This is a genomic window from Streptomyces sp. NPDC001231 (assembly GCF_042896885.1).
Lineage (GTDB): Bacteria > Actinomycetota > Actinomycetes > Streptomycetales > Streptomycetaceae > Streptomyces.
Genome location: NZ_JBIAXS010000026.1, coordinates 104,491 through 131,468, shown reverse-complemented (window position 1 = coordinate 131,468; position 26,978 = coordinate 104,491). Strand labels below are relative to the sequence as shown.

Sequence of the window (26,978 nt, the reverse complement as noted above, 5' to 3'; positions counted from 1 at the left end):
CACCAGCCCCGCACCCCGCCACCCCGTCGGCAAACACCCCCACAAACAAGACACCCCCCGACCTTGAAGGCCGAGGGGGAACCTTTAAATTCAAGCTTAAAGCAGGGGCGGAGAGGGGACGAGAAGCCGGTGCCCGCAGCCTGGCCTGCCGAACCAGGCGACGGGATCAGGGGTTGTCCGAGCCTGGCGGCGAATTGAACGGCGTCCGGGCTTGGTCGAGCGGTAATCAGACCTGGGGTCCGACCGACCACACCCCGGCCTCCACCAGGAACGGACTGGGCTCGCTCGACCAGGAGACATACAGGCTGTCACGTGCACTTGTGTAGGTGACGAAGAGCAGGCAGCGTTCGGACCGGCGGAAGCGGCCGCACGTGATCGGCGCCGAGTGGATCGAACGCAGCCCGGACCCGGCCCTGAGCGGCCGGGTCCGGGCTGCGGGAGGTGATGCCGTGTCAGCGGCGACCCACCCGAACGGTGATCGGCGAGCTCTCCCGGTTCGCGCGGTCCACCGACGTGACCGTGTACGTCGCGCCGTCCGGGGCCGCCGGAACGGTCCACTGGGTGTGGCGGGCGCCCGGGAGTACCGCCACGAGGCCGTCGTCGTCGGCGGTGTGCTGCCGCAGGGCGTACAGCGCGGGGACGTGGTTGCCGCGGGAGCGCACCTCGATCCGGATCCCGCCGTCGGCCGTCCGGGCCGCGGACGCGAGCGGGGACAGTGGCGCGGGCCCGCGGGCGAGTCTCGGCAGGACCGGTGGCAGCGCGGGTCGCTGCCAGTGGTCGGCGGTCAGCCGGGTGATCGCGCCGATCGGGTCGGCGGTCACGTCCGTGGCGCTGAACAGGATCTCGCCGCTGATCTCCGGCAGCCCCCTGTCCATGGTCAGGTGCCGGGAGAGCTCGGCCGGATCCTGCCAGGCGGCCGGCTGGGCGGGGTCGCCGACCTTGTACACCGCCTCACCGATCCACAGTTGCACGTCGGTGCCGCGGACCGCCTGCGCCCACCACGGGGCGAGGACGGCGTAGTCGGCCACCGCCAGGCCGATGTTCCAGTACAGCTGCGGGGCGATGTAGTCCACCCAGCCGTTGCGCACCCAGCCCAGGCTGTCGGCGTTGAGCGCGTCGTAGGACTGGGTGCCGTTGGTGGCCGAGCCCCGCGGGTCGCTCGACGCGTTGCGCCAGATGCCGAAGGGGCTGATGCCGAACGCCGCCTCGGGCCGGACCTCGCGCACCCGGTCGCGCACCTCCCGCACCAGCAGGTCCACGTTGTGCCGACGCCAGGCGGCCCGGTCGGTGAAGCCCGCGCCGTACGCGGCGAAGGCGTCGTCGTCGGGGAAGTCCTGGCCGCCCACCGGATAGGGGTAGAAGTAGTCGTCGAAGTGGACGCCGTCGATCTCGTAGCGCTTCACCGCGTCCATGATGGCGTTCTCGACGAAGGCGCGGGCGGCCGGGATGCCGGGGTTGTAGTACAGCTGGCCGCCGTAGGAGACGACCCATTCCGGGTGCAGCCGCGCCGGGTGGCCGGGCACGAGCTTGGTGACGTCGGACTGCAGCGAGACGCGGTACGGATTGAACCACGCGTGCAGGGCCAGCCCGCGGTCGTGCGCGGCCTCGACCATGAAGCCCAGCGGGTCGTAGCCGGGATCCTGGCCCTGAGTGCCGGTCAGGTACTGCGACCACGGCTCGTAGCGTGACGGCCAGAAGGCGTCGGCCGCCGGGCGGACCTGCGCGAATATCGCGTTGAGCCCGATCGATCCGGCGTGGTCGAGCAGCGTGATGAACTCCGCCTGCTGTGCGGCGGGGCTCAGTCCGGTCCGCGAGGGCCAGTCGATGTTGGCGACGGTGGCGATCCACTCGCCACGCAGCTCGCGGTCGCGGTACGCGGTCGGGGTGCCGTCGGCGGCGGCCGCCGCCGCAGCGGGGATGGACGACCCCGTGGCGGCCAGGCCGGCCATCAGTCCTGCGGCCCGCAGCAGCACGCGGCGCGTGGGGCGACGTGCGGCCGAGCCGTGGTTCGCGGTGTCGGTCACGCGGACTCCTTGAAGAGAGACGGGAGCGGCTTGATCGGATCACCGTTCCCAGCGCGCCGTGCCTGGTCAACGAGCGGGGTGAAAATAGTTACCAAATCGCTAGCGTTCGATGTAAGAAACTTCCATCGACGCGGAGTTGGGTTCAGCGTCCTGTCCTGCTGCCCGGTTCCGCCGTCGGGCGCCTGCTCGGCTGCCGGGCAGCCGGTCCCTCCCCGGCTGGGCGAACCGCTGCACCGCGAACAGGTGCGGTGCAGCGCCCAGGTGCCTCCCTCCGTACACGGGCCTTCATAACGAACCGACCTGACGGGCTCTGACCAAGGCCCGTCCGCCTCGCTAGCGCCGTCGCCGTTCCCGCACGCCGGCCGTGACGGGGCGCGTCGCGTGGGCGTACCCGGCCGCCGCGGTGAGGAACACGCCCATGACGGCGGCGGGTGCCGCGGCCGTCAGCCAACGGGGGTCGTCGGCCGGGCCGGAGAGGGCGTGCAGGGCCGCCACGGCCACCGCCGCGGCCAGGCCGCAGGCGAGGACGGTGGCGACGACGTTGCGGGAGCGGGACGGGCCGGGCGGGGGTGGGACGTGGCCCAGGTGTGCCCAGTGGTGGGCCATCTCGCGGGCCTCGCGTCTGCGCCGGGCGGCGGCGTGCAGGCGCAGGGCGGCGGCGACGGTGGCGCCGGCGACGGCCGCGGCGACCGGCGTCGACCATGCCTCGGCGACGAGCAGCAGCACGGCGAGGGCGCCCGTGCCGGCCCAGCCGGTCACGCAGGCCGCGGCGGCGATGCGCCGGGACTCGGGCCGGTCCGCGCCGGCCCGCAGGTCGGCGAGGGCCGGAACGTACCAGACGGAGCCCGCGGTGGTGAGCGCCGCGGCTCCCAGGGCGGCGACGGCGTGTGGCACGGCCTACCTCGCCGCCTCTTCCACCTCGGCCCGCCCTGCGGCCCCGGCAGCCCCGGCGACAACGGCGGCCCCGCCGACCCCGGTGACACCCGTGACCCCGGAGATCTCCGGGTGGTGCAGGTCGAACGCCGGGGACTCGGTCCGAATACGGGGCAGCGAGGTGAAGTTGTGCCGTGGCGGCGGGCACGAGGTCGCCCACTCCAGGGAGCGGCCGTAGCCCCACGGGTCGTCGACGCCGACCGGCTTGCCGTACTTGGCGGTCTTCCAGACGTTGTAGAAGAACGGCAGCAGCGACAGGCCGAGCACGAACGACCCGATCGAGGACAGGGTGTTGAGCATGGTGAAGCCGTCGGCCGCGAGGTAGTCGGCGTACCGGCGCGGCATGCCCTCCACGCCCAGCCAGTGCTGGACCAGGAACGTGAGGTGGAAGCCCACCGTGAGCGTCCAGAACGTGATCTTGCCGAGCCGTTCGTCGAGCATCTTGCCCGTGAACTTCGGCCACCAGAAGTGGAATCCGGCAAACATCGCGTACACCACCGTGCCGAAGATCGTGTAGTGGAAGTGCGCCACCACGAAGTACGAGTCGGACAGATGGAAGTCCAGCGGCGGGGAGGCCAGGATCACTCCGGTCAGACCGCCGAAGAGGAACGTGATCAGGAAGCCCACCGTCCACAGCATCGGCGTCTCGAAGCTCAGGGACCCCTTCCACATGGTGCCGAGCCAGTTGAAGAACTTCACCCCGGTCGGGACCGCGATCAGGAACGTCATGAAGGAGAAGAACGGCAGCAGCACGCCACCGGTGACGTACATGTGGTGCGCCCACACGGTCAGCGACAGGCCCGCGATGGAGATGGTGGCGCCGATCAGGCCCATGTAGCCGAACATCGGCTTGCGGGCGAAGACCGGGATGACCTCACTCACGATGCCGAAGAACGGCAACGCCAGGATGTACACCTCGGGATGGCCGAAGAACCAGAACAGGTGCTGCCACAGCAGTGCCCCGCCGTTGGCCGAGTCGAAGATGTGGCTGCCGAACTTGCGGTCCATCTCCAGGGCGAACAGCGCCGCCGCGAGCACGGGGAAGACGAGCAGCACGAGGAGCGCGGTCAGCAGCACGTTCCAGGTGAAGATCGGCATGCGGAACATGGTCATGCCGGGCGCACGCATGCAGATGATCGTGGTGATGAAGTTGACCGAGCCGAGGATGCTGCCGAAGCCGGACAGCGCCACACCCATGATCCACATGTCGGAACCGATGCCCGGAGAGTGGACCGCGTCCGACAGTGGCGCGTACAGGAACCAGCCGAAGTCGGCCGCGCCCTGCGGGGTGAGGAAACCGCCGGCGGCGATGAGGGAGCCGAACAGGAACAGCCAGAAGGCGAGCATGTTCAGCCGCGGGAAGGCGACGTCGGGCGCCCCGATCTGCAGCGGCATGATCCAGTTCGCGAAGCCGGTGAACAGCGGCATCGCGAACATCAGCAGCATGATCGAGCCATGCATCGTGAACGCCTGGTTGAACTGCTCGTTCGACATGATCTGCAGTCCGGGCCGGGCGAGTTCTGCCCGCATCGCCAGCGCCATCACGCCACCGAGGACGAAGAACGCGAAGGCGGTGACGAGATACAGCGTCCCGATCTTCTTGTGGTCGGTGGTGGTCAGCCACTCCACCCACGAGGGCCGCACGGCGCCGTGTCCTGCGCCCCGGGCCGCCTGCCCTCCTGTCACTGGGCCACGGGCCGCGTCCTTGTCCGCCACCGCGGTACCGGGAGCCGGCGTGGCCTCGTCCCCGTCTTCCGGGGCTTCCGGCCGCGCTGCCGCCGCCTGTTGTATGCGCACCTCGTCCACCGGACGGTGCCCTCCGCATCTGCTTGGTTCATCGACACAACGACGAGCCCGGAGGTGCTCCGGTTGAGGAACGGACCCGACCCTCCCGGCCGCCGCCTCATGATCGCCGGAGGGGTACGGGGTGCCGATAGGGCCGAACAGTCCCTGCACGGGCCCGCGGGTAGGGCCCAAAAGCCCTGTTTGGTCGTGGCGGGCGCTGCGACAAAACCCCAACGCCGGCCCGTCCCCGCACACTCCCCGCACACCGGGAAGGGGCTGGCCCGTCACCGCACCGCCAGGCCATGGGAGTGCCGGGGAACAGGAGGCACGGGCCGCTCGCCTGTTCAGGAAATGAACGGCGGGGGGTTCGAGAGCGCTCTCTCGACGGTGAATGCTTCATGCGAGTGAAAGAAGCGTCAAGAGGTGCGACGGAGTTCGGCCAGGCAGGAAGTGACATTACGTCAAATCCCGCTGTCACCAATGGAGATGTGTACTCCGCGCCGAGCGCGTCCGCGCCGGGCGCCGAGACCCAACCGTTGTACTGCGTCTTGCCGGCCCTCCTGCCGCAGGTCAGGCGGCGCGGGCCGGCCGCATCGGGTCGGCGGCGCCGCCTTCGCCTCCTCCGCCCGCCGATTCACCCTTGCCGGATCCCTTGACGAGTCCTCTCCCGGAGGTTTAACTCACGTCCTAAATTAAGCCATGAGGCGCCTTCGGAAGTCGAACCGAGCGAACCGGACCCGATCGCACGAGAACGAGCACGGGACACGGAACGAGAGCGGTGTCGGCGTCCGGAGGACTCCTCGCGGTTCTCGACTCCCGGAAAGGGACACCAGGAGCCATGCGCAGCATCCGAGCCGCGGCCGTAGGCGCCGTCACCATGTCTCTCGCCCTTGCCGTCTCGGCCTGCGGAGGCGGTTCGTCGACGGGCGGCGGGTCCAACGACTCGCCGAAGACACTCACGTACTGGGCCTCCAACCAGGGGGCCAGCATCGAGATCGACAAGAAGGTCCTCCAGCCCGAACTCGACAAGTTCGAGAAGCAGACGGGCATCAAGGTGAAGCTGGAGGTCGTGCCCTGGTCGGACCTGCTGAACCGGATCCTCACCGCGACCACCTCCGGCCAGGGCCCCGACGTCCTCAACATCGGCAACACCTGGAGCGCCTCCCTCCAGGCCACCGGGGGGCTGCTGCCCTGGGACGCCAAGAACTTCGACAAGATCGGAGGCAAGGACCGCTTCGTCGACTCCGCGCTCGGCTCGACCGGTGCCCAGGGCCAGGACCCGGCCGCCGTACCGCTGTACTCGATGGCGTACGCGCTCTACTACAACAAGCAGATCTTCGCCGACGCGGGCATCGCCAAGCCGCCGGCCACCTGGGAAGAACTCGTCGCCGACGGCAAGAAGATCCAGGCCAAGGGCAAGCAGGTCATCGGCGCCGAGGGCGCCAACGTCTCGGAGAACATCCACCACGTCTTCGTCTTCGCCAAGCAGCACGGCGCCGACTTCTTCACCGCGGACGGCAAGCCCGACTTCACGAGCGACGGCGCGGTCGCGGCGATCAAGCAGTACGTCGACCTGATGGCCAAGGACAAGGTCATCCCGCAGGGCAACGCCGAGTACGCGCAGAACCAGTCGGTCAGCGACTTCGCCAAGGGCCGGACGGCGATGCTGCTGTGGCAGTCCGCCTCCGCCAACCTCAAGTCCCAGGGCATGAGCGAGGACGCCTACGGCATCGCCCCGGTCCCGGTGCAGTCCGGCACCCCCGGCACCGGCACGCAGGTGAACTCGATGGTGGCCGGCATCAACATCGCCGTCTTCAAGAACAGCCACAACCTCGACGGCGCCACGGACTTCGTGAAGTTCATGACCAGTGACGAGGAGCAGAAGATCCTCAACACGGCCTACAGCTCCATCCCGCCGGTCAAGGCCGCCCAGTCGGACGCCGCCTTCAACTCCCCGGCCAACGCCGTCCTGAAGGACACCCTCGCCACGAGCGCCGCAGCGCTGCCGCAGGTCGCCGACGAGTCCCAGTTCGAGACGGCCGTCGGCACGGCCGTCAAGGAGCTGTTCGCCGACGCCGCCGCCGGACGCGCGGTCACCACGGCCTCGGTGAAGGCCAAGCTGCTCAAGGCCCAGCAGCAGATGCCGACGAAGTGAGCGCGGACACCCACATGACGACCACCGCTCCCGCGGACACCGGCGGGACGACGGCACCCGTGAAGTCACCCGGGGCGGCGCGCGGACCGCGCCGCCCCGGGTGGCTCGGACGCGTGTCGCTGCCGTACCTGCTGCTCCTGCCCGCCCTGGTGCTCGAACTCCTGGTCCACCTGGTGCCGATGGTGATCGGCGTCGTGATGAGCTTCAAGGAGCTCACCCAGTTCTACATCCGCGACTGGGGCACGGCCCCCTGGTCCGGCCTCGACAACTACCGCATGTCGGTGGACTTCAACGCCCCCGTCGGCGAGGCGCTGCTGCACTCCTTCCTCGTCACCGTCGCCTTCACCCTGCTGTCGGTCGGCCTGTGCTGGCTCATCGGCACCGTGGCCGCGGTCTGCATGCAGGACACCTTCCGCGGACGCGGCCTGCTGCGCGCCCTGTTCCTGGTGCCGTACGCGCTGCCGGTCTACGCGGCCGTCATCACCTGGGTGTTCATGTTCCAGCACGACAACGGCCTGGTGAACCACGTCCTGCACGACCAGCTGCACCTCACCGACAAGCCCTCGTTCTGGCTCATCGGCGACAACAGCTTCGTCGCGCTGCTGACGGTGTCGGTGTGGAAGGGCTGGCCGTTCGCCTTCCTCATCGTCATGGCGGGACTCCAGAACATCCCGCGCGAGCTGTACGAGGCCGCCGCGCTGGACGGCGCCGGCATGTGGCAGCAGATCCGCCGCATCACCCTGCCGTCCCTGCGGCCCGTCAACCAGGTGCTGGTCCTGGTGCTGTTCCTGTGGACGTTCAACGACTTCAACACGCCGTACGTGCTGTTCGGCAAGGCCGCCCCCGAGGCCGCGGACCTCATCTCGGTCCACATCTACCAAGCCTCCTTCGTCACCTGGAACTTCGGCACCGGCTCCGCCATGTCCGTCCTGCTGCTGCTCTTCCTGCTGCTCGTCACCGGCGTCTATCTCGCGCTCACCTCACGCGGACGGAGGTCCGCCGATGTCTGACACCACCCTCGAGGCCGCGACGGCCGCTACCCACCGGTCTCCGATGGCGCCGCCGCGCTCCTTCCTGTGGACGCGGCGGATCTTCCTCACCCTGCTGACCGGCTTCGTCCTGCTGCCCGTCTACGTGATGGTCTCCAGCTCGCTGAAGCCGCTCGCGGACGTCACGGGCAAGTTCCGCTGGCTGCCGAGCGGTCTGACCTTCCGCCCCTACATCGACATCTGGTCGACGGTCCCGCTCGCCAGGTACTTCGTGAACTCGCTGATCGTGGCGGGCGCGGCGACGGTCTGCTCGGTGGTGATCGCGGTGTTCTCGGCGTACGCCGTCAGCCGCTACGGCTTCCGCGGCAAGCGCGTCTTCACGGTCACCGTCCTGTCGACGCAGATGTTCCCGGGCATCCTCTTCCTCCTCCCGCTGTTCCTGCTCTACGTCAACATCGGCAACGCCACCGGCATCGCCCTGTTCGGCTCGCGCGGGGGCCTCATCCTGACGTACCTCACCTTCTCCCTGCCGTTCTCGATCTGGATGCTGATCGGGTACTTCGACTCGGTGCCGCGCGACCTGGACGAGGCGGCGCTGGTGGACGGCTGCGGCCCGCTCGGCGCGCTGTTCCGGGTCGTCGTGCCGGCCGCGATCCCCGGCATCGTCGCGGTCGCCGTCTACGCCTTCATGACCGCCTGGGGCGAGGTGCTCTTCGCGTCCGTGATGACCAACGACACCACCCGCACCCTCGCCGTGGGGCTCCAGGGCTACTCCACGCTCAACGACGTCTACTGGAACCAGATCATGGCCGCCTCGCTCGTCGTCAGCGTGCCCGTGGTCGCCGGCTTCCTGCTGCTCCAGCGCTATCTCGTCGCGGGGCTCACCGCGGGAGCGGTGAAGTGACCGCCAACATCCCCAGTCTCGAAAGGACTTCCGTGTCCGACGCCATCGACCTCGCCGCACTCCCGCACGACTTCCGGTGGGGCACGGCCACATCGGCGTACCAGATCGAGGGAGCCGTCGCCGAGGACGGCCGCTCGCCGTCCATCTGGGACACCTTCTCCCACACCCCCGGCAAGATCGACAACGACGACCACGGCGACATCGCCTGCGACCACTACCACCGCTGGCGCGAGGACGTCGGGCTGATGAGCCGACTGGGCCTGAACGCCTACCGGTTGTCGATCGCCTGGCCGCGCGTGATGCCGGACGGCGACGGCCTCGTGAACCCCAAGGGCCTCGACTTCTACGACGAGTTGATCGACGGACTGCTTCAGGCGGGCATCACCCCCTCCGTCACCCTCTACCACTGGGACCTGCCGCAGGCCCTCCAGGACCGCGGCGGCTGGCCCGAGCGCGAGACCGCCGAGCACTTCGCCGCCTACGCCTCGGTCGTCGCCGAACGTCTCGGCGACCGGGTGTCCCACTGGACCACCCTCAACGAACCCTCCTGCTCCGCGTGGATCGGCCACCTCGAGGGCAAGATGGCCCCCGGCCTGACCGATCTGACCGCCGCGGTCCGCGCCTCCTACCACCTGCTGCTCGGCCACGGCCTGGCCGCCCAGGCGATCCGCGCCGCGACCTCCGGCGCCGAGGTCGGCATCGTCAACAACCTCTCCACCGTCTTCCCCGCCACCGACCGTCCCGAGGACGAGGCCGCCGCCCGCCGCCACGACGGCCACGTCAACCGCTGGTGGCTGGACCCCGTCCACGGCCGCGGCTTCCCCGCCGACATGCGCGAGGTCTACGGCGTCGACCTCCCCGAGCGCCCGGGCGACCTCGACATCATCGCCGCCCCGCTGGACTGGCTCGGCCTCAACTACTACTTCCCGGCGACGGTGGCCGACGACCCCGACGGGCCGGTGCCCCACGCCCGCTCCGTGCGCCGCCCGGACGTGCCCCGCACCGGCATGGACTGGGAGATCGACGCGTCCGGCATCGAGACGCTGCTGCTGCGCCTCACCCACGAGTACGGCGCCCGGAAGCTCTACGTCACCGAGAACGGTTCCGCCTTCCCCGACACCGTGGGCCCCGACGGCACGGTCGACGACCCCGAGCGCCAGGACTATCTGGTGGGACACCTGGCCGCCTGCGCCTCCGCCGCCCGCAAGGGTGCCCCGCTGGCCGGCTACTTCGCCTGGTCGCTGCTGGACAACTTCGAGTGGGCGTACGGCTACGCCAAGCGCTTCGGCCTCGTCCACGTCGATTACGCCACCCAGGCCCGCACCATCAAGGGCAGCGGCCACCGGTACGCGGACATCGTGCGCGCGCACGGGGAGCTGGGGCGCGGGACCGCCTGAGCCCGGCCCGGGCGGCGGAACGCGGCCCCTTAGGAGGCAGTGGCCTTCTCCGGATCGGGAGAGGGCGCTCCTTCAGGAGGTGCGCGGCCCGTCCGGAACCGGCCGACGACCCACTCCGCGCCCCGACCGGTGAGCGGACGGTCCCACAGGCGTGCAGCTGCTCCGTGACATGTGCATCCGTTCCGATCCGGGCGCATCGAGGTTCTCTGATGCGCCCGGTCGGCAGCGGTCATGGCGTGGCAGACTGCCGAGCCCTGATCAGGTCGGTGAGAAACGGGCTCGCCTCTCCATGCCAGAAGATGTCCAGGCTGTCCCGGGCGCGTGTGGTGGCCACGAACAGCAGGGAGCGGGCTCGCTGCATCTCGCGGCGGAAACGCCCCGGATCGGTGGTGCGAAGGCGCTGGATCTCCGCACGGGGAACCAGCCCGTCGCTCGCCCCCGCGATGATCATGCGCTGGTACTCCAGCCCCTTGAACCGGAACATGGTGCCGATGTGCACGCCGCCGTCACCGCGCGGCCCGTCCGGACCGATCTCCATCGCCCGGATGCCGTGCTGGGCCAGCGTGTACGCGGCCTCCTGCGCCATCTGGTTGGTCGGGACGGCGATGGCGACCTGCTCGTGCGGCAAGTCGCCCCACGACTCGATCAGTCCGGCGATCGCCTTTCGCTCCTCCTCCCAGTCCCGCGACCGGTGCAGATCCGGAACGGCGCCGCTGAGTACGGAGCGGTACCCGGCCAGGTTCTCGCTGCTGCCGTCGAGGTCGTCGGCCGGCATGCCCTCCGGCCGCTGCCCGGAGATGAGGTACTGGTTGACGCCCGCTTCCTTGATCCAGGTGTCCAGCCACCGGTGCCGCACGCCGCCGCGCAGCCGCAGCCGCTCCAGCAGTCCCCGCACGTACGCCATGTACCGCTCGGGCGTGGGCAGTCCGCCTTCCAGACCCAGCTGTCCCGGCAGTGTGAGGTGCAGGTCGCGGGCGAGCGCGACGATCCGGTCCGGTTCGGCGACCACGACCTCCGCGGCCGTGGTCCGGGTCAGCTCCAGGGTGCGCCCGAGCCGCGAGCGCAGCCCGAACTCCATGACGGTCGCGAACGCGAGCCGTTCCCCGATGAGCTTCCAGGTCCGCGCGTCCCCGGTGCCGCGCCCCGACAGGAGCCGGTCCACGCCCGGTTCGTCGTGCAGGTCCGGCGGGACGACCGCGGCGAGTGTCTGCGGGTCGTCCACGGAGTCCAGGACGTTGCCGATGAGGTCGTTGAGCGGGAGCGGCGCACCGGAGTCGTCCAGCTGGTGAGCCAGGAGCGAGCGCAGTGAGAACTTGTACGAGGCGTTGGCGACGTACCCGGCGCGGTGCGCCGCGTCCTGCGTGGAGTCGTTGAACAGCAGCGTCTTGCGCTCCTCCGGCGCCAGCGCGATCTCCTGGCCGCCGGTGAACAGCTGGGTGACCGTGGCGGAGGCCAGCGCGGCGAGCGCGGTGCCGAGGAACCTGATGCCGTTGTCGGTGTTGCACGCCGGGCAGGTGTCGTCCTTGGCGGCCTGGTCGGCGGTCTTCTTGTCCAGGGCGGCCCGCGCGAACCAGGCGTCCTGCAGCCCCTCCCCGTCCTCGGCGACGGGCACGCGGTAGGTGCTCTGCGCGCCGTCCAGCACCACGACGGACTGCGGATCGACGCCACCGGCCTGCTTCGGCGCGGTGCCGGTGAGCGCCGCGAGAGCGTCCCGCGCCTCGGCCGGGGTCGCCGAGACGAAGTACCGCAGCCGCCGCTTGTCACGTCCGACGGCGGCCTGCCAGATCCGCAGCGGGCTGGTCTCCAGCTTCTGCGGATCGGCCTCCGGGGACAGGGCAGCCCAGCCCGAACGGCCGCAGACGCGGCAGTAGATCGCGGGCAGATGGGCCTGGGCCGGCCGCTGCACGGTGTCCGAACCGGGCAGCGCCTGGGGTCGCCGGGAGTCCGCCGTCGGCCATTCGTCGTTGTCGGACGGGTCCTCGGAGGCGGACGCCGCGGTGAGCGCGGAGCGCCGCGCGACGGCCCGCTCGTCCTCGTACCAGCGGAACTCCGGCCGGGCGCCCACCCCGCTCAGCACCCGCCCCACCGGCCGCACCCACAGGTGCGCCTCGATGTGGAGCAGCGGGCGCGGCCGACGCTCGTCGGACTCCGGGTCGCGCGCGGACGACAGCAGCGCCACGAACCGCGACAGCGCCTCCAGCGCGAGCCGCGGGTTCTCCCGCGCGGTGCGCGCCCACGCGTACCCGAAGCGGGCCATGCGGTCCCGCAGCCCCCACTCGTCGAGCGGCTCGCCGTTCAGCAGCGCGAGCACGCCGTGGGTGAAGTCGTGCTTCTTCAGCAGCCGCCCGATCTGGAAAGCGTCCAGGCCGCGCCGCCCCAGCAGCCGCTCGGCGAGCCCGTCCAGGTCGAGCCGGTCAGGGTCGGACTCCACGCCCGGCCCGCCCGAGACGTCGATGACATCCTTGGGACCGGGAGGCTCGGGCAGCTCGTAGTCGATGTCGCCGACGAAGTCGTCCGCGCTGAGCCGCTCCTCACCGATCACCGCGTCGGGACCGAACGGCACGCCGAACACCTGCTCGGCGACCGTGAGGATGCCGCCGGTGTCGCCCCCGCCCTCACCGAGGGTCGCCGAGGTCGCCACCGGGCAGATCGAACCGAGCGGCCGCTCCGGCTTCGAGGCGCCCACGGCCGCGGCCAGCCGCCGCAGCAGCATCGCCACGTCCGTGCCCTGCGCGCCGTCGTAGGTGTGGAACTCGTCCAGCACCACGTACGCCGGTTCGGCACCCTCCCACAGCGGACGGTCCTCGGCCCGCTGCAGCAGCAGGTCCAGCATCTTGTAGTTGGTGATCAGCACGTCCGGGGGCGACTGGCGCATCTCCTCGCGCCGCGTCATCACCCGCCGGAAGTCCGTGTCCGGCTTGTCGCCGATGTAGAGACCAGCCGTCACCTGCGCCAGTTCGGGCTGCGTCAAGTAGTCGCCGATACGGCCGGCCTGGTCGGTGGCGAGGGCGTTCATCGGGTACAGCAGCACCGCCTTCACCCCACGGCTGCCCAGCGCCTTCTGCCGCCGGCAGTGGTCGAGGACGGGGATCAGGAACGACTCGGTCTTGCCGGACCCGGTGCCGGTCGTCACGAGCGTCGGCTCGGCCGCGCCCTTGTACGTGCTCAGCCGCTCCCACGCCTTCGCCTGGTGCCGCCACGGAGTGAACGACGGCTGCCACTCGACCAGACCGCCACCCGTCGTCGGCGGGGTGGAACGGCGTCCTGATCCGCAGATACGGCCCCCGGAAGATCCCCGTCTCCGGATCCCCGAGGAACCGCTCCAGCGCGAGCCGCGTGTCCTCGTCGGCCAGCGCGTACGTCGTCGTGAGGTACTGCGGCAGACTGCCGCGGAGCTGCGCGGCGGCCAGGGTGGGCTTCACGAGGACCTTTCGGGCAAGTCGATTACCGGGACCGCCGGTACGCATCGCCGTGGCAGCCCGGCGACGACACCGTGACGATCAGTGTCAAAAACAGCCTCCACCTCGGACAACGGCACCCACGAGGCCAAATTCCGGACCACGAGAAGGGGGCCAATCGTGCCAAAGCGCCAAAAAGTCACCGGTGATGGCCGCAAACCAGCGGACAGGGATCGACCAGGCCCTCTCCAGCGCGCGTATCACGGGGTCAGGTCCAGCCCGACAGATCCCCGACGAAGTCCACGTACGAGCGGTTGGTGCCGCGCGGAGAAAGGATCAGCTGGTGCTTCAGCGCCTCGCGGGCGACCGCGGGTCCGTCGCTCTCCCGGAAGACCGGCTGGCCGAGCCCTCGCTTGAGCTCCTCCTTGGCGTCCTTGACGCGGCCGGTGTCCTTGTCGAGCAGACGGTCAGGGACCTTCCAGCGCGGACGGACGTAAGGGAAGGCTTCCGGAAAGAGCAACAGCCAGCCCTCGGTCTCCCAGGCGGCGAGCGCGATTGCTGTCCGGAACTCCTGGCACTGGCGTGTGAACTCGTCGGCCAGCGTCTTGCGGATCCGGTCGTACTGGGCGTCGGTGTAGCCGTCCAGGTCCTCGTGGACGACGAACCCGAGCAACTCGGCCTGCTCCAGGCGGGCTTTGGCCCGCGCTTTACCGACCAGGGCCTCCACGGCAGCGGCGAGCTTCGGGCCGGACTTCCGGCGCAGCCGCACCGGGTCGTTGATACGGACCAGCTTGGCGGCCGCGCAGAGGTTCGGTCGGTGGGCACGTATGAGCGCGGCCATGATCTCGCAGTCGTTCCGGTCCTCACCGGCCAGCACGATGACGCCCCGTTCCTGCGCCCGGGACGTACGCCCGCCGCCCTGCGGCCCCTTCGGGGTCACAGCTCACCCCCGGTGAGGTCGCCGCCCAGCACGCCGGAGAACCACAGCTCCCCGAGTGGCTGTTCACCGGACTCCTCGACGATGTCCTTCACCTCGTCGACCGTGAGAGCCGGGATGATCGACGCGCCGTTCTCGTCGCGGTCGCACACGACGAACTCCTCCGGATACAGCCGGTTCACGAGGGCGGGCGAGTGGGTGGCGACGATGAACTGCGTCCGCTCGGCGGCTTCGCGCAGCCGCTGCACGACGAGTTCCAGGGCCTGCGGATGCAGCCCATGGTCGATCTCCTCGATGCAGGTGAACGCCGGCGGGTTGGGGTCGTACAGCAGGGCCAGCAGTCCGAGCAGCCGGATCGTCCCGTACGAGGCGTCGGCGAGAGGGGTCAGGCGGCGCAGGCCGCGCTCGCGCAGCACGACGGTCAGCTGGTCGGTCGCCCCGCCGACCTCCTCGAACTCGATGTTCTCCAACTGCGGCAGGACCGTACGGGCGTCGGCGACCAGGTCGTTCCAGGTCTCCTCGCGACCACTGAGGTGGATCAGGAATCCGGCCAGGTTCTCGGCGTGGGGCGAGAGGGTGGCGAAGTCCGCACCGCGCAGGCGTGTGGGCTGCCGGGCCGCCGCCACGTCGACGTCGAACACCCGGAACGACGACAGCCGGTCGGCAACCCGCGTCACCTCGTCACCGCCGTCGGCGGGACCTAGCCGGGGGAGCGTGGACAGTCCGCTGCTCAGCCTCCTGATGCCGAAGCTGCCGCTGTCCTTGGTCTGCCCGGCGCGCTCGTCGACCACGCGCGCTTCCTCACCCGAGATGGTGATGCGCCGGCCGCGTCCTTGCCTGCGCTTGAACGCGAAGCTCTCCTCACGGGAGAGGGCGTACGTCAGCCGCTTGCCGTCCCGGTTCGCTGGCAGGGAGCGGCGACGGATGGTGAGGTTGTACTCGTCGGGAGCGTTGAGGGTCGAGTTGCTGGTCCAGGTGGCCTTGAGTTGGATGCGCATGGAGGTCGGCGGTTTGTTCCCGCCCCAGAAGGCCACCTCGTCGAACCCACCGCGCGAATCGAGCGCCGGCTGGAGGTCGGTGCGGATGATGTCGGCGAGGAAGTCGAACACCTTCAGCACGTTGGACTTGCCCGCTCCGTTCGGGCCCACTAACACGGTGAGTGGACCGAGCGGTACGGTCACGTCACGCAGACTGCGGAAGTTCTCGACGTGCAGTTCGAGCAGACGGCCAGGCATGGGACGAAACCTATCGGGTCGGTGATCGGGGCGCGGGGGAGTGGACCGGATGCGCCGCCCGCGCCGTCGTGTTCTCCGTCCTGTTCGAACGCGGCCCGGGACGGCGGGAGAGAGCACGTTCCGGTGCGAGGGCGAGCCGACCTGCGCAGCAGGCTAGGCCTGGCCACTGACATCGCCTCCCGGGCGCCGGTTCACGGATCCTTGAGGTGCTCTCTCTGTGCTCACCTCACGGGCCTCAGTACCGATTGGTGAGCCCAGGACACCGGTGAGGTTCTGCCGGTTCACGTGATCGACGGGATGGCCGCAGTCGGAGCGACGACCTTCGCATAGCGCGCACCGGCCCTGACCGTCGATGATCCAGCGTCACCCTGACGAGCCGGAGGTCAGTAACCACAAGATCGGGCAGGGTCACCGCCTGTCGCCGTTCCTCCGCAGGGTGGACTTCCGGGCCGGCCGGCGGATGATGTCGTCGTCGCTCGGCTCCCGAGGCACGTAGAAGAAGCCGTCGTCCGTGTCCGGGTCGTAGTGCACAACGGCATTCTCCTCCTCGAGCATCAGGCGCCAGGCGTAAAGCCGTTTGGACCGGCCCTCGTCGAGAGACATGCCGGCCCGGTGCCGTGCCTCGGCCCGGAGCATGGAGACCTGATACCGCTGACGGTGCTCGGGATTCACGGCCCAGGGAATGAGATCGTCGTCCCGCGCGATGCGACGGTCGAGCCCCCTGCGTCGGCGGAAGTTGCCCCACATCGATGACACAGTTTCGATGTTGTACTTCCGCTTGTACTCATCGATCATCTCCTTGTAGGTCCAGCCCTCCTCGAACCACCTGATGACCTCGCCCTCGTCCACGATCTTGCGCTTTCCCACGCGTGCCCCCTCGAATTCCGCTTCTTGTGCGCATGATCTTATGGGATGTACTTGCACGCGCCGGTTCGTGTGCTGTCAACCTTGCACAGCGACAGCGCGAAGGTGCCTCGGGATCAAATGGGAGTGGGATGAAGATCGAGATCACCGCCTGCGACATCGACCGCCGGACTCCGGCGAAGTCGTACGAGATCACGGTGGACGGCGGGAGAACGGTCACGCTGGACCTCTGCCGAGCACATGCCGGGCCCCTCGAAGAACTCATCGCGATCGCTACGAATGGGCGGAACGCGGCGAGCGCAGCAAGCGCGGGCGTCAAGACCGGCGCTGAACAGGCAGGGGCCGTGACGCTGCCTGCCTTCCCGTCGGTGTCCGAGAAACCGGCCAGGAAGCCGAGCGCCCGGCGCCAGGCGCGGGTGACCACTCTCGAAGAGATCGAAGCGATGAAGAAGAGGACCTGAGAACGGTCTGCGGGGTGTTGTCGAGTTGCTGTTGCGGCAGGTTAGTTGAGGTGTGTTGGAGGTGCGTCCGGCCGGGCCGGGGGCATCTTGGTCAGGCGGTCGTGAGGGCTCCGGTGACGGTCTTCCAGATGCGGAACCGTTCGGTCATCCCGGTGCGGTAGTCACTCGATGTGAATCAGATGGCGTCGGGGCCGGAAGTGGCTGGAGATCCGGCTGAAGGCGGCAAGGAACCTCTGGGCCGCTCCGCTGGAGCGGAAGCCCTTCATAGCGCGCTCGCGCTGCCTCATGGGCTGATTGACTGTTCTCGGCCCTGTTGTTCAAGTACTTCGAACTGCGGTGCTCGACCGACGGCATGACCTCGCGGTGAGTGACAAGTAGCTGCGGAGCTCGTCCGTGACGATCACGCGGGCTACGTACTCGAGGTCCTTGAGAAGCTTGCGGAAGAAGCGCCTGGCTGCGGCCGTATCGCGGCGGTCCTGGACGAGGATGTCGAGGACGTTGCCGTCCTGGTCGACCGCGCGCCACAGGTACCGCGTCTTCCCGTCGACCTTGATGAACACCTCATCCAGATGCCATTTGTCGCCGGGACGAGGCTGCCGGCGACGCAACTGCGCGGCGCCCGCGACGCCGACGGCCACCACCCGCACCTGCTGGCTGTCCACCTCACCGACCCGGGCGTGATGCCTCGCCCAGCGCGAGAGGCGGCACAAGCCCCACGGGACCCTGCACTTCGTCCCCGCCCTGGAACTGATCGCCGACATCATCGGCAGGATCGTGACCGCCGACGCCCTGCACACTGTTGCCGACTCTGCCTGCCGCCTGCGCGGACGCGGTGCCCACCACGGCCCACACGGTCTTGCCGGGGCCGGGGCGGCGGTCGGTGACGCCCCAGTCGTCGGCCAGGGCGGTGACGAGGAGGAGGCCGCGGCCGGACTCGGCGTCGGGGTCCGTGGGGGCGGTGACGACGGGTCGGCGTTCCGCGCGGGTGTCGGAGACCTCAACGCGCAGCCGCCCGCCGTCCGCCTCGGAGGTCAGGCGGATGTGGAAGTCCCGGCCGGGGACGCGGCCGTGGCGTACGGCGTTGGCGCACAGCTCGGCGGTGATGAGGGCCAGCGTCTCGTTGACGTGGCTGTCGTAGGGGTGGCCCCAGGAGTCCAGGCAGTGCGAGACGAAGAGCCGGGCCAGGCGGGCGCCTCGGGGGGTGGAGGTGAAGGACATGGCGAATTCGGTCGTTGCCGTGGACTCGGAGGGTGGGTAGTGCTGGGAGGAGAAGGTGTGCATGTCGTCAGCGTCGCGACTGTGACCGGTGTGTCACCAGGAGTGACGCCTGTACGGGGTGCTGCTGTACGTGACGGGAAGTGCCGGTACACGGCACGGGGGGAGGTCGACTTCAAGTGGCGGGACAGACACGGCCGGTGTCCCTATTGTGGGGTGGAAGAGACGATCGGGGCCCTGTACGACCGGATTCTGTACGTGCGCTCTGTGACCGGGTGTCGAGCGGAGACGGACCGCATCACGTTGCGGGGGGACAGGTATGACGACGACCGCGTCATCCAACGGAACACCGGAGCCGCAGCCGAGCGGTGACGGCGGCACCTCTCCTGGGCCGACCGGGCAGAGCGGGGACTCGGGCGGCAGCCCACCGCATCCTCCCGCGCAGTTGCCGCAGCAGGGCTCCGCCGGCACGGGGAGCGGGGCCCATGACAGCTTTGAAGCGATCGCCTCCGAGGCGCTCGGCGTGGATCCCGGAGCCTCCCGGCGCAAAAAGGCGGTGTGGTTGCTGGTGACGGCGGTGATCACTCTCCTGGGCGCGTTGGGCGCGACGCTGTGGCAATACCTCATGATCAAGCCGAACGTGACCAGAGAGAACGACGTCAACACGAGTATCGACGCTTCCAAGATCCCGTTCACGGTGTCCGTGCAGCCCGAGAAGGGTGACCCCCGTCAAGAATGGGTCATGGTTCTCGACCGGGAACTGACCGCCGCCGAGACGCGGAAACTGACGTCCAGCAATGACAGTTCCGCCGCTTTCTCGTACCTGAAGGCACTGGGCGGGCATCCGCTCTGGTACCCGTCCGTGCTGGAACACGCCCCGAAGGACTCGCAGCAGACGTCGACCGGCCACGCGGAACTCTCCGACACGTTCAAGATGAGCGTGCTCAGCACCCGGACCTCCGCCGTGGTCATCGACGACTGGAAGGTCACCGACGTCACATGCCGGCAGAGCACCGCGAAGACGGTCGTTGCCTATCCACCGCAGGGTGGAGCCGTATACCAGGGAATCCAGCTCCACGTTCCGCCCCGGGCCGACGAGCCGGTGCTGACCGACGACACCGAGGGACAGGGCCAGCCCTACTTCGACACCCACTACATCGAGGTCGGAGGCGGCCAGCCCTCCGGCGGCCTAAGGGTGGAGGCGATCGCGCCGCGGGGACAGTCGTGCGTGTGGGGGATCAGGGTCCACTACGTCGACGCCTACCAGAAGGGGCAGTGGGTCCAGCTGAAGGACGGGAAGGGGACGCCGCTGCGCATCCGCACGGAGTCCGTCCCCGTGAACCCGCGGCAGAAGTGGTTCTTCGGCTCCATCCCCTGGACGCTGTGCCCCCAGAAGTCCAAGGATCCGATGTGCGAAGAAATGCTCTAGCTGGCAAGGCCGTGGCCCTCGTCCTGGCCTTCCTGTGCGTCCAGGCCTGCAGCACACAACCAGGCAAGGAGAAGCAGAACCCCGGGCCCTCGGCGCCCTACCTGGGCAACCGCGGGTACGACCTTCCGGACAGTCCGTTCACCCGCAAGGACACGATCGTCACCGCCGCATGCAGCATCGGCTCACGCTGGGCCAGTGTCTCGGTCCGGGCCTGGGATCCCGAGACGTGGCAGCAGCGCGCGGAGCGGGAGTTCCCCATTCCGAGCGACGCCGCCTTCTCCAACTATCCGGACGTGAAGGCGGTCAGCAGCCCTCTCGTGGATCTCTGCGGAGTGAACCCGGATAACCCGTCCCCGTATGGCGTGGCCACTTTGGAGTACATGGCGCCCCGGATCCGCGCCCTCTTCGACCTGGCGTTCACGCGCATGGCGGTGGTCCTCCGCGATCCGCAGAACAAGAAGGCCTCTCACGTCGGTTACGTGGTGAACGGCTCCGACCTGGAGGAGGTCGTGCGCCTGGGAGGTGCGGCAGGTGACGACGAGCGGAACGCGGTGATGTCGCCGGACGGGCGCAGCGTGTGGTTCACGTACACGGCCGCCGACGGCAAGCAGAGGATCGGTTCCCGGTCCGCCGACGGCGACCACCACCTGGTGGACGAGGGCCCGGCCGCCGGACACGGCCTGCCCCTGACCGTCATGGGCAAGCCGGCGCGCGCCGTCCAGGCGAACATGGTGCACCTGGCGCCGGACGGCCGCCGGCTCACGGCGACCGCACCCAAGGTCTTCGGAACCGTCTTCGACACCTGGAACTCCTCGGGGCCCCTCACCAGGACGTCCGCGCACGGCGCCACGCTGCTCAGCGGATGCGTCGGCGTCGTCGGCTGGATCGGTGATGGCCGGGTGCTGTGCCGCAGCTCCTCCGGCGTGTTCCGGACCATGGACGCCCGCACCGGCCGCGCCGTCGGCGCGCCGATCAGCGCGGTCGGGCCGCAGGAGGGGATGGTCGCGGAGGGGATGCTGGTGTCGGCGGACGGGAAGAGGTTCATCGTCTCCGTCCATCCGCCCAATTCCCGGCAGAGCGATTACGACTACGAGTACCACGACCCCGACTTCAGGGTCGTGCCGACCACACCGGGAGGAGCGACCACCGGCATCGTCAGCAACCTCCTTGACACGCACACGGTGTTCCTGAGATGGACGTAGGGGCGGATGCGGCTTCGGCGCCGTTGCGGTGGTCGTGCTGGTGGCGGGCGCTTCAGGTCCGGTGAGTCCGTGAGTATGGACGGGTGCTGTACGGCGGAGCCGAGTCGGTTGTACGCGGTACGGGGGACTTGGCCGCGAGTGGAGGGACAGACACGTGGCGCGTCCATACAGTGAGCCGCACGTGACGGTGGGTGTGGTGCCTGCGGCGGGACGCGGTGCGGGCGCCTCTGTACGGGGTGAGGTGAGAGTCACCGGTGACTGCTCACGGTGGTGGGAGCGAGACGGACATCCTGCGGTGTTTCGGGCAGCAGGTGCGGTTGCTGAGGATGAGCCGGGGGCTGACGCGGGCGGAGTTGGGCGCGAGGCTCGGGTACGGCGAGGACATGGTCGCGTCGGTGGAGCTGGGGCGGCGCATCCCCAGACCGGAGTTCATCGAGCGGGCGGACACGGTGCTGGAGGCCGGCGGGTTGCTGGTGGTGATGAAGGAGGAGGTGGCGAGGGCTCGGTATCCGGCGTTCTTCCGGGATGCGGCCAAGTTGGAGGCGGAGGCGGTTGAGCTGCATGTGTACGCCAACCAGGCGGTGCCGGGGCTGTTGCAGACGGAGCGGTATGCGCGGGCGGTGTTCGGGGTCCTGCGGCCGCCGCTGGATGACGTGGTTGTCGACGAGCGGGTCGCCGCGAGGCTGGCACGGCAGGAGATCTTTCACCGCAAGCCATCGCCATTGATGAGCTTCGTCATCGATGAGTCTGTGTTGCGCCGCCCCCTTGGCGGACGTGACGTGCTGCGTGGACAGTTGGAGCAGATCGCGCTCGTTGGCCACATGAGGCACGTCGAAGTACAGGTCATGCCGCTGGACCGTGAGGAGAACGCTGGGATGGCCGGTCCGTTCACCTTGATCGAGACGAGGGAAGAGCGCAGGATCGCGTACGTGGAGGTGCAGAACGTCAGCCGGGTGCACAGCGATCGCGAGCCGGTACGGGCCTTGGAGGCCAAGTACGGGACGCTGCGGGCACAGGCGCTGACGCCTCGCGACTCACTCGCGTACGTCGAGAAGTTGTTGGGAGAACTGTGAGCACTGACAAGGCAATGCCGGGAGCGGTTGCCCCCCTGCGCTGGTTCAAGAGCAGCTACAGCAGTGAGGAAGGCGGAGAGTGCGTCGAAGTTGCCGTCGATGCCGCCGCCGTGTATGTGCGGGACTTGAAGCAGGCGATGGAAGGTGGGCCTGTGCTGAGGGTCGGTCCGGCGGCGTGGTCGGCGCTGCTTGGGACAATCACCGCCGCATCGCGGGCGTCAGTCTTGGCCTCGCCGGGGTAGAGGTCGGCGATCCGCCGCATGGCCAGGCCGGGCAGGTAGGCGACCTGGCAGCCCGTGTCACGGGCGACGGTCAGTGGGAGGGCGCCGATGGAAGCGGGTTGGTCCAGGACCACCAGGACGGTGCCGAGCTTGGCGCGGAGCTTGTCGAAGACGGCTCTCAGCTGGGGCTCACCGTTCGGCAGCGGCTTGTCGAAGACCTTCTTCCCGGCCGGGGTGAGGCCGTGGCCGTGGTGCGTGCTCTTGCCGACGTCCAGACCGAGGAAGACGCCCACCCCGTCGATGTCGATCACCGTGCCCCCACATGCGTCGATGCCGTGCCGGCCTCGCGGTCGGGGCCGTTCGCGCGCATCCACGTTATGCAGACCTGCCGCCCGCTTACGGCCGGGCATTGCGCCCGGCCGGGCGGTGGTCGGACCTCTGATCAGAGTCTCCGACGGCACCCCTCGGGCCCGGTGACACCACCCCCCAGGTCATCCCATCGACAGGGGGCAACAGTCATGCCAGGCCCGGAGGCCAGCGGCCCTCTTGCAGGACCGCGAAGAAGATAACGGGGCTCCTGCACCGAGCCCCAATCCTGCACAACACGGGGGTACGGCGAAATGGCCACGCGAGACAGCATGGCGAACGACGGAACGTCCAGGAGGCCCGGGTCGCCTTCGCGTCGGCGAGTGCTGCGGCTGGCGGGCGGTGGGCTCGCGCTGGACGCGAAGACCGGTGACGTGCGCTGGACGTTCAACGACGGAACCGGCGACTTCCACGCCTGGCTGGTGGGTGGCCACCGACGGCAAGCGTGTCTTCGCGCTGCACGGCGAGAAGTTGCACGCGCTGCCGGTGTGACGCACGCCGGGGGCAGCCGGCGGATCGGTGGTGCGGGGTGACGCACGACGGCGTCACCGTCGGCTACCGGTCCGCCGACCGTACGGTGCGGGCCCACTTCTCGGCGTCCTGCCCTACCCGACGGGAGCGCCCCGGCCTTGATCGGAGCTGATGGGACGTCCTGATTTCCTCATAGTGTGCACACTGCGCACTATGTGACGCTAAGTTGCCCATGCGTAGACATCGGCGACGACGAAAGGACTACTGCCATGGCTCGAATCGACCTTGCCCATTTGGCCCTCGCCGCATCCCAGAACATCGTCACGGCCGACGCGGTCCGTCGTGACCCGGCCGTCGTCAAGGCGGCCAAGCAGTTCGCGGAGGACGGTGCCCAGGCATTGCGCTCCGGTGGTGTGCTGATCAGTGAGGCCAGAGCCTCCTGGCGTCGCCACAGCCTGTCGGTCAAGGAGGCCGGAACCGGTGAGTGACTTCAGCGCCGAGGCGATGGGTCTCGTGGTCCGTGAGCATCGCCAGGCTCAGAACCCCCCGATGACCCAGGAGGAGTTGGCCGAGCGGGCCGAGTACGGGAAGGGCGGCGCGGTCTCGATCTCCCGGATCGAGCGCGGACTTGTCAGCCCGGGGGAGCACCGTCTGGCCGCCATCGCGCTCGCGCTCCAACTGACACCCGAGCAACTCAAGGACGAGGCGGAGGACCGGACCAGGGTGCTCGCTCGTCAACGGGACCGGCGGCCGGTGAAGTTCCGTGACCAGGTCGCGGAGACGAAGAGACGTCACGCCGAGCTCACCGAGAAGGTGGCCCAGCGGTCGAAGATCGCCCAGGAACACGGGGAAACCTTCAACCGTGTGCACGACGCCGTGCGCGACAAGTTCTTCCTGAGGTTCGTGGAACTGGCCGAGAGCATCGGCGGAGCTCCCAGGCCGGAACAACCCAGTGAGGAGGAGATCGAGGGTACGGGCGACATGCCTACGGCGATCCGTGTCGAGGCCATGTCCGCCGGGATCGCCAACGCGATCCACGGCACCGCCGGTGGCGCCGCTGGAAGCCTGGTGGGGGCGGCAGCCGGCGGCGCCGCGGCCTACGGTGCCTTCACCGCCGCCGCGTTGTTCGGCACCGCGTCCACCGGAACGGCGATCTCCGCGTTGTCCGGGGTCGCCGCGACCAACGCGACGCTGGCCCTCCTGGGAGGAGGCACGCTGGCTGCGGGAGGTGCGGGCATGGCGGGAGGAGTTCTCCTGCTCACGGGCATGGTTGCCGCCCCGGCCGCAGCGCTGGGGGCCGCCGGCTTCTACGTCGTGAAGCAGCGCCGGACCAAAAAGGAGGAGGAACGTCTGCGAACCGAGGTCCAGGCCGCGGAGGCGGCTCTGAATCAGTCACAGCAGGGCTTCGACATCATGGTCGACGTACTGGAGCGCTCCACGGCCACGATGGAGTACGTCGAAGTCCACGGCACCCACGCCCTGGAGAAGTGGAGGGCAAACCTGCCCCCGGAGCCCCGGGACTGGGCAACCCTCGGTCACGAGGCCCGGCAGCGGTATCAGGAGTTCCTCACCGTGGCCGGGTGCTTCCTCGCCGTGAACATCATCAACGTCCCGGTTCTCCTCACGGCAGAGCCCGAGGCGCTGCGCGACATGGGCAAGGCCATCGACGAGACGCTGCGGTACGCGGACACGACGGTCAAGTCGATCGTCTGACCCCCCGAATCCGCTACCCCTGACCAACGGCACGGGGTCCCTGGAGCGGCGATGAAACGCGCGGGTGCGGGTGTACAGGCGGGGGCTGTACGGGGGAGGCGGCGCGCACCACAGTGCGGGTGGGGGAGGTGAAGTCACGTCGAAGACGCGCCGGCCTCGTGAGCCGTAGATCCGGGCGGTGTCAGGCGAGCCAGCGCAATCGTCCGTCGCCGGCCATCTGACACGTCAGTCGGATCCCACCGGACGAGGTCACCTGAGCACCGTCCAGGTTGCACTTCCGATGCCCGCACCGGCGGCGACAACAGCGGCCCCTATGGTGCGACCCACCCAGAGGCGGTCACTTCACCGGCACCAATTGCAGGTCGATTCTCCCCTTGCCGTCACCTACGACATCGACGGTCACCTGCAGACGCATCTCGCCCCACGCGGCAAGTCCTCCCGCTTCCAGCAGCATGACACCCTCCGGCATTTCCACCTCATCACGCACGTGCGAGGGAATCGCGCTGTCGGTCACATGCATCCACAGGCTGAGGACTCCACCCGCCCCGGACAGAGTGTCTGACAGATCTGGCATCTCCGCGATGTGATCGCGCGCAGCCCTGTCGACACGCTCCGGGTCCGCCATGCCGGAGCGCCCCATGTCATAGGACTTGCTGTAGCTGACCACGCCGAAAAGCTCTCCGGCAGACGCGGACTCCGGTAGCTGCACCATGAAAACCCCACGCGAGCCATCCGATCGGTGCGACATCACCGTGAACCCGTCCCGGACCAGCAGGGCACACAGGTACTGGCCGAACAAGCCCTCGTCCAGTTCCGCCGCGACAACCTGCCGCGCCCCCAGTGCAAGGTGCCACGGCGAGTCGTCCGGCAGGGTCTTGAACCCGAATCCGGTGATGCGACCGATGGCCTTCGTCCCGGGCGACGGTACCGACTTGTACTCGGTGATCAGCGACAGCCCTTCGCGGCACCACCGGTCGAGCACGTCCAGATCTACGAGGAACACGTGCTTCTGCAGGGCGATTTGGGCACGAATTGTGCTATCGAGCGGGAGGGTGGTGACCATGAGCCGGTTCGTATACACGGAAAGGTCTACCGTCGTGTAGTCCGTCTCCCCAGTGAAACGGAGGCGGGTTGAATCGACTTCGATCTTGAAGCGGGGCATGGGTGCCCCGGGAGCGAGCCACCCCCCGGCCATGGCAATGACCACATCGTTATGAGTGTGAAGCTTCCTCCACAGGTCTTCGTCGAAGAGTTCGGTGAGCTCTCGCAAGGCCCCCTCCTGTCCGATGGAAGCGCTCAAGCATGTCACCGAGAGTGGCTCGAATTCCTTACCGCTCTTCGATTCGAGGAGTTCGATATCAGGGTGCTCCGCCCAATAGGCGGTCACACCCTGGAAGCCATCGGCCATCATCGTTCGGGAGCGCGAGGGGGTGAATCCGTCACGGATCAGCAGGCAGGCCACCAGTAGGTCCAGCTGTTCCCTGTCCAGGTCTGCCAGGAGCTTGCGCCGCTCGTCGCTCGACAACTCGGGGTCGACGACCGCTGCGATGGTGGCGACCTTGACCGCCACCTCACTCATCACCGCTTCGCCGGCTTCGATACTCCGCTGGATCTTCTTCCGCTTCTTTGCCAGCTTCTTTTGCTTCTTCTTCTCCTTCTTCCGCCTCTCCTCCTCGGCCTGCGCCTCGCGCTCATTCTCGGCTTCCGGGGACTTTGCGCGTTCCAGCAGTTCAGCCGCGTGGCGATTGGCGGGGGTGATCATCCCGTCTGCGGGAGAGTATGTGAAGCAGCCGACATTCAGCCGGTCCGCGGCAACGAGCGCGGCAGCGGTGTACCCGGAATTGGTGAAGAAGAGCATCTCGCCATCGTTCAAGCCGCGCGCCCCGAAAAGTTGCTGTATCAGGTTGGGCGGAATGGCCTTCCCATGGAACTTCACCTGGCCGTATATTCCCGGGCCAGATATGTCCAATCCCCCGTCGGAGCCATCGCGGGTCGGTTCCGCCTGCGGAAAGCCGAGCCACCTGGCCCACGCGAGCGCATTGTGTTCCGCGGCCTGCCAGTCGGGCACCGGGCGGGGGGCCGGAGGCGCGCCGGGACGCATTCCGCTGTCCGATGCCTCTTCTTCTGCCATGGTGCCGGCCTGGTGGAACATGACCACAACGCCCCTCCGTATGTGAAAATTTGGTAATCGGAGTGTAGTCATCGG

The 26,978-nt window shown here is 68.8% G+C and carries 19 protein-coding genes and 3 pseudogenes; 11 read left to right on the top strand and 11 right to left on the bottom strand.

Annotation, left to right across the window (positions count from 1 at the left end; genetic code table 11):
• Nucleotides 1–749 precede the first annotated feature (749 nt).
• The 3 genes and pseudogenes from ACFY3J_RS28500 to ctaD form a co-directional block, all read right to left on the bottom strand.
• A pseudogene (locus tag ACFY3J_RS28500) lies at nt 750–1,949 on the bottom strand (glycoside hydrolase family 10 protein); the annotation flags it as partial.
• Nucleotides 1,950–2,357: 408 nt separating this feature from the next.
• Entirely contained in the window at nt 2,358–2,918 is a 561-nt protein-coding gene (locus ACFY3J_RS28495; protein WP_384184756.1) for a hypothetical protein, read from the bottom strand.
• A gap of 3 nt (nt 2,919–2,921) precedes the next feature.
• A complete protein-coding gene (ctaD, locus tag ACFY3J_RS28490; RefSeq protein ID WP_384184791.1) occupies nt 2,922–4,586 on the bottom strand; it encodes a cytochrome c oxidase subunit I in 1,665 nt (554 codons plus the stop codon).
• Between the two features lie 994 nt (nt 4,587–5,580).
• On the opposite strand from ctaD, the gene ACFY3J_RS28485 reads away from it, so the two are divergent.
• From ACFY3J_RS28485 to ACFY3J_RS28470, 4 genes are read left to right on the top strand one after another with little or no spacing between them, the layout of a single operon-like run.
• Nucleotides 5,581–6,897 (top strand): ABC transporter substrate-binding protein, encoded by a 1,317-nt coding sequence (locus ACFY3J_RS28485; RefSeq protein ID WP_384184754.1) that lies wholly within the window; start codon nt 5,581–5,583, stop codon nt 6,895–6,897.
• Between the two features lie 14 nt (nt 6,898–6,911).
• Nucleotides 6,912–7,907 carry a carbohydrate ABC transporter permease gene (locus ACFY3J_RS28480; RefSeq protein WP_384184752.1) on the top strand — a complete coding sequence of 332 codons (996 nt, stop codon included), beginning with the start codon at nt 6,912–6,914 and terminating at the stop codon, nt 7,905–7,907.
• A 43-nt stretch (nt 7,908–7,950) separates the two neighbouring features.
• Complete coding sequence (locus ACFY3J_RS28475; RefSeq protein ID WP_384184788.1) at nt 7,951–8,790, top strand: carbohydrate ABC transporter permease; 840 nt, start codon at nt 7,951–7,953, stop codon at nt 8,788–8,790.
• Between the two features lie 32 nt (nt 8,791–8,822).
• Nucleotides 8,823–10,187 (top strand): GH1 family beta-glucosidase, encoded by a 1,365-nt coding sequence (locus ACFY3J_RS28470; protein WP_384184749.1) that lies wholly within the window; start codon nt 8,823–8,825, stop codon nt 10,185–10,187.
• 229 nt (nt 10,188–10,416) lie between these two features.
• Here ACFY3J_RS28470 and ACFY3J_RS28465 read toward each other — a convergent pair whose 3' ends face one another.
• From ACFY3J_RS28465 to ACFY3J_RS28450, 4 genes are all read right to left on the bottom strand, one after another.
• A complete protein-coding gene (locus tag ACFY3J_RS28465; RefSeq protein WP_390842015.1) occupies nt 10,417–13,356 on the bottom strand; it encodes a DEAD/DEAH box helicase in 2,940 nt (979 codons plus the stop codon).
• A gap of 497 nt (nt 13,357–13,853) precedes the next feature.
• Entirely contained in the window at nt 13,854–14,525 is a 672-nt protein-coding gene (locus ACFY3J_RS28460) for a hypothetical protein (protein WP_384184740.1), read from the bottom strand.
• Entirely contained in the window at nt 14,522–15,757 is a 1,236-nt protein-coding gene (locus tag ACFY3J_RS28455; RefSeq protein WP_390842010.1) for an AAA family ATPase, read from the bottom strand. Before ACFY3J_RS28455 ends, ACFY3J_RS28460 begins: the two co-directional genes overlap by 4 nt.
• Nucleotides 15,758–16,165: 408 nt before the next feature.
• Nucleotides 16,166–16,606 (bottom strand): hypothetical protein, encoded by a 441-nt coding sequence (locus ACFY3J_RS28450; RefSeq protein WP_390842009.1) that lies wholly within the window; start codon nt 16,604–16,606, stop codon nt 16,166–16,168.
• A gap of 146 nt (nt 16,607–16,752) precedes the next feature.
• On the opposite strand from ACFY3J_RS28450, the gene ACFY3J_RS28445 reads away from it, so the two are divergent.
• Nucleotides 16,753–17,082 carry a hypothetical protein gene (locus tag ACFY3J_RS28445; protein WP_384184731.1) on the top strand — a complete coding sequence of 110 codons (330 nt, stop codon included), beginning with the start codon at nt 16,753–16,755 and terminating at the stop codon, nt 17,080–17,082.
• A gap of 91 nt (nt 17,083–17,173) precedes the next feature.
• Here ACFY3J_RS28445 and ACFY3J_RS28440 read toward each other — a convergent pair.
• Nucleotides 17,174–17,711: pseudogene (locus tag ACFY3J_RS28440) on the bottom strand (IS6 family transposase); the annotation flags it as partial.
• Nucleotides 17,712–17,745: 34 nt separating this feature from the next.
• On the bottom strand, nt 17,746–18,363 hold the full coding sequence (locus ACFY3J_RS28435) for an ATP-binding protein (RefSeq protein ID WP_390842008.1): 618 nt from the start codon (nt 18,361–18,363) through the stop codon (nt 17,746–17,748).
• A 253-nt stretch (nt 18,364–18,616) separates the two neighbouring features.
• Here ACFY3J_RS28435 and ACFY3J_RS28430 point away from each other — a divergent pair, with 253 nt between their 5' ends.
• From ACFY3J_RS28430 to ACFY3J_RS28415, 4 genes are all read left to right on the top strand, one after another.
• The gene (locus ACFY3J_RS28430; protein WP_384184725.1) at nt 18,617–19,726 is read left to right on the top strand and encodes a hypothetical protein; all 1,110 of its coding nucleotides are present in this window, start codon (nt 18,617–18,619) and stop codon (nt 19,724–19,726) included.
• Nucleotides 19,708–20,928, top strand: a complete 1,221-nt coding sequence (locus ACFY3J_RS28425; RefSeq protein ID WP_390842007.1) for a hypothetical protein — start codon at nt 19,708–19,710, stop codon at nt 20,926–20,928. Before ACFY3J_RS28430 ends, ACFY3J_RS28425 begins: the two co-directional genes overlap by 19 nt.
• Nucleotides 20,929–21,182: 254 nt before the next feature.
• Nucleotides 21,183–22,001: a Scr1 family TA system antitoxin-like transcriptional regulator gene (locus tag ACFY3J_RS28420; RefSeq protein ID WP_384184719.1), complete on the top strand. Its 819-nt coding sequence runs from the start codon at nt 21,183–21,185 to the stop codon at nt 21,999–22,001.
• Nucleotides 22,002–22,015: 14 nt separating this feature from the next.
• Nucleotides 22,016–22,243: a DUF397 domain-containing protein gene (locus tag ACFY3J_RS28415; RefSeq protein ID WP_384184785.1), complete on the top strand. Its 228-nt coding sequence runs from the start codon at nt 22,016–22,018 to the stop codon at nt 22,241–22,243.
• Here the strand turns inward: ACFY3J_RS28415 and ACFY3J_RS28410 are convergent.
• Nucleotides 22,186–22,533, bottom strand: a pseudogene (locus ACFY3J_RS28410) (IS110 family transposase); the annotation flags it as partial. The gene ACFY3J_RS28415 and the pseudogene ACFY3J_RS28410 overlap by 58 nt on opposite strands.
• 795 nt (nt 22,534–23,328) lie before the next feature.
• On the opposite strand from ACFY3J_RS28410, the gene ACFY3J_RS28405 reads away from it, so the two are divergent.
• Both ACFY3J_RS28405 and ACFY3J_RS28400 read left to right on the top strand, forming a co-directional pair.
• The gene (locus ACFY3J_RS28405) at nt 23,329–23,547 is read left to right on the top strand and encodes a hypothetical protein (RefSeq protein ID WP_384184717.1); all 219 of its coding nucleotides are present in this window, start codon (nt 23,329–23,331) and stop codon (nt 23,545–23,547) included.
• On the top strand, nt 23,540–24,772 hold the full coding sequence (locus ACFY3J_RS28400; protein ID WP_390842006.1) for a helix-turn-helix domain-containing protein: 1,233 nt from the start codon (nt 23,540–23,542) through the stop codon (nt 24,770–24,772). Before ACFY3J_RS28405 ends, ACFY3J_RS28400 begins: the two co-directional genes overlap by 8 nt.
• A gap of 337 nt (nt 24,773–25,109) precedes the next feature.
• On the opposite strand, the gene ACFY3J_RS28395 is transcribed toward ACFY3J_RS28400, so the two are convergent.
• Nucleotides 25,110–26,924, bottom strand: coding sequence for a hypothetical protein (locus ACFY3J_RS28395; RefSeq protein WP_390842005.1), 1,815 nt, complete (start codon nt 26,922–26,924; stop codon nt 25,110–25,112).
• Nucleotides 26,925–26,978: the final 54 nt, after the last annotated feature.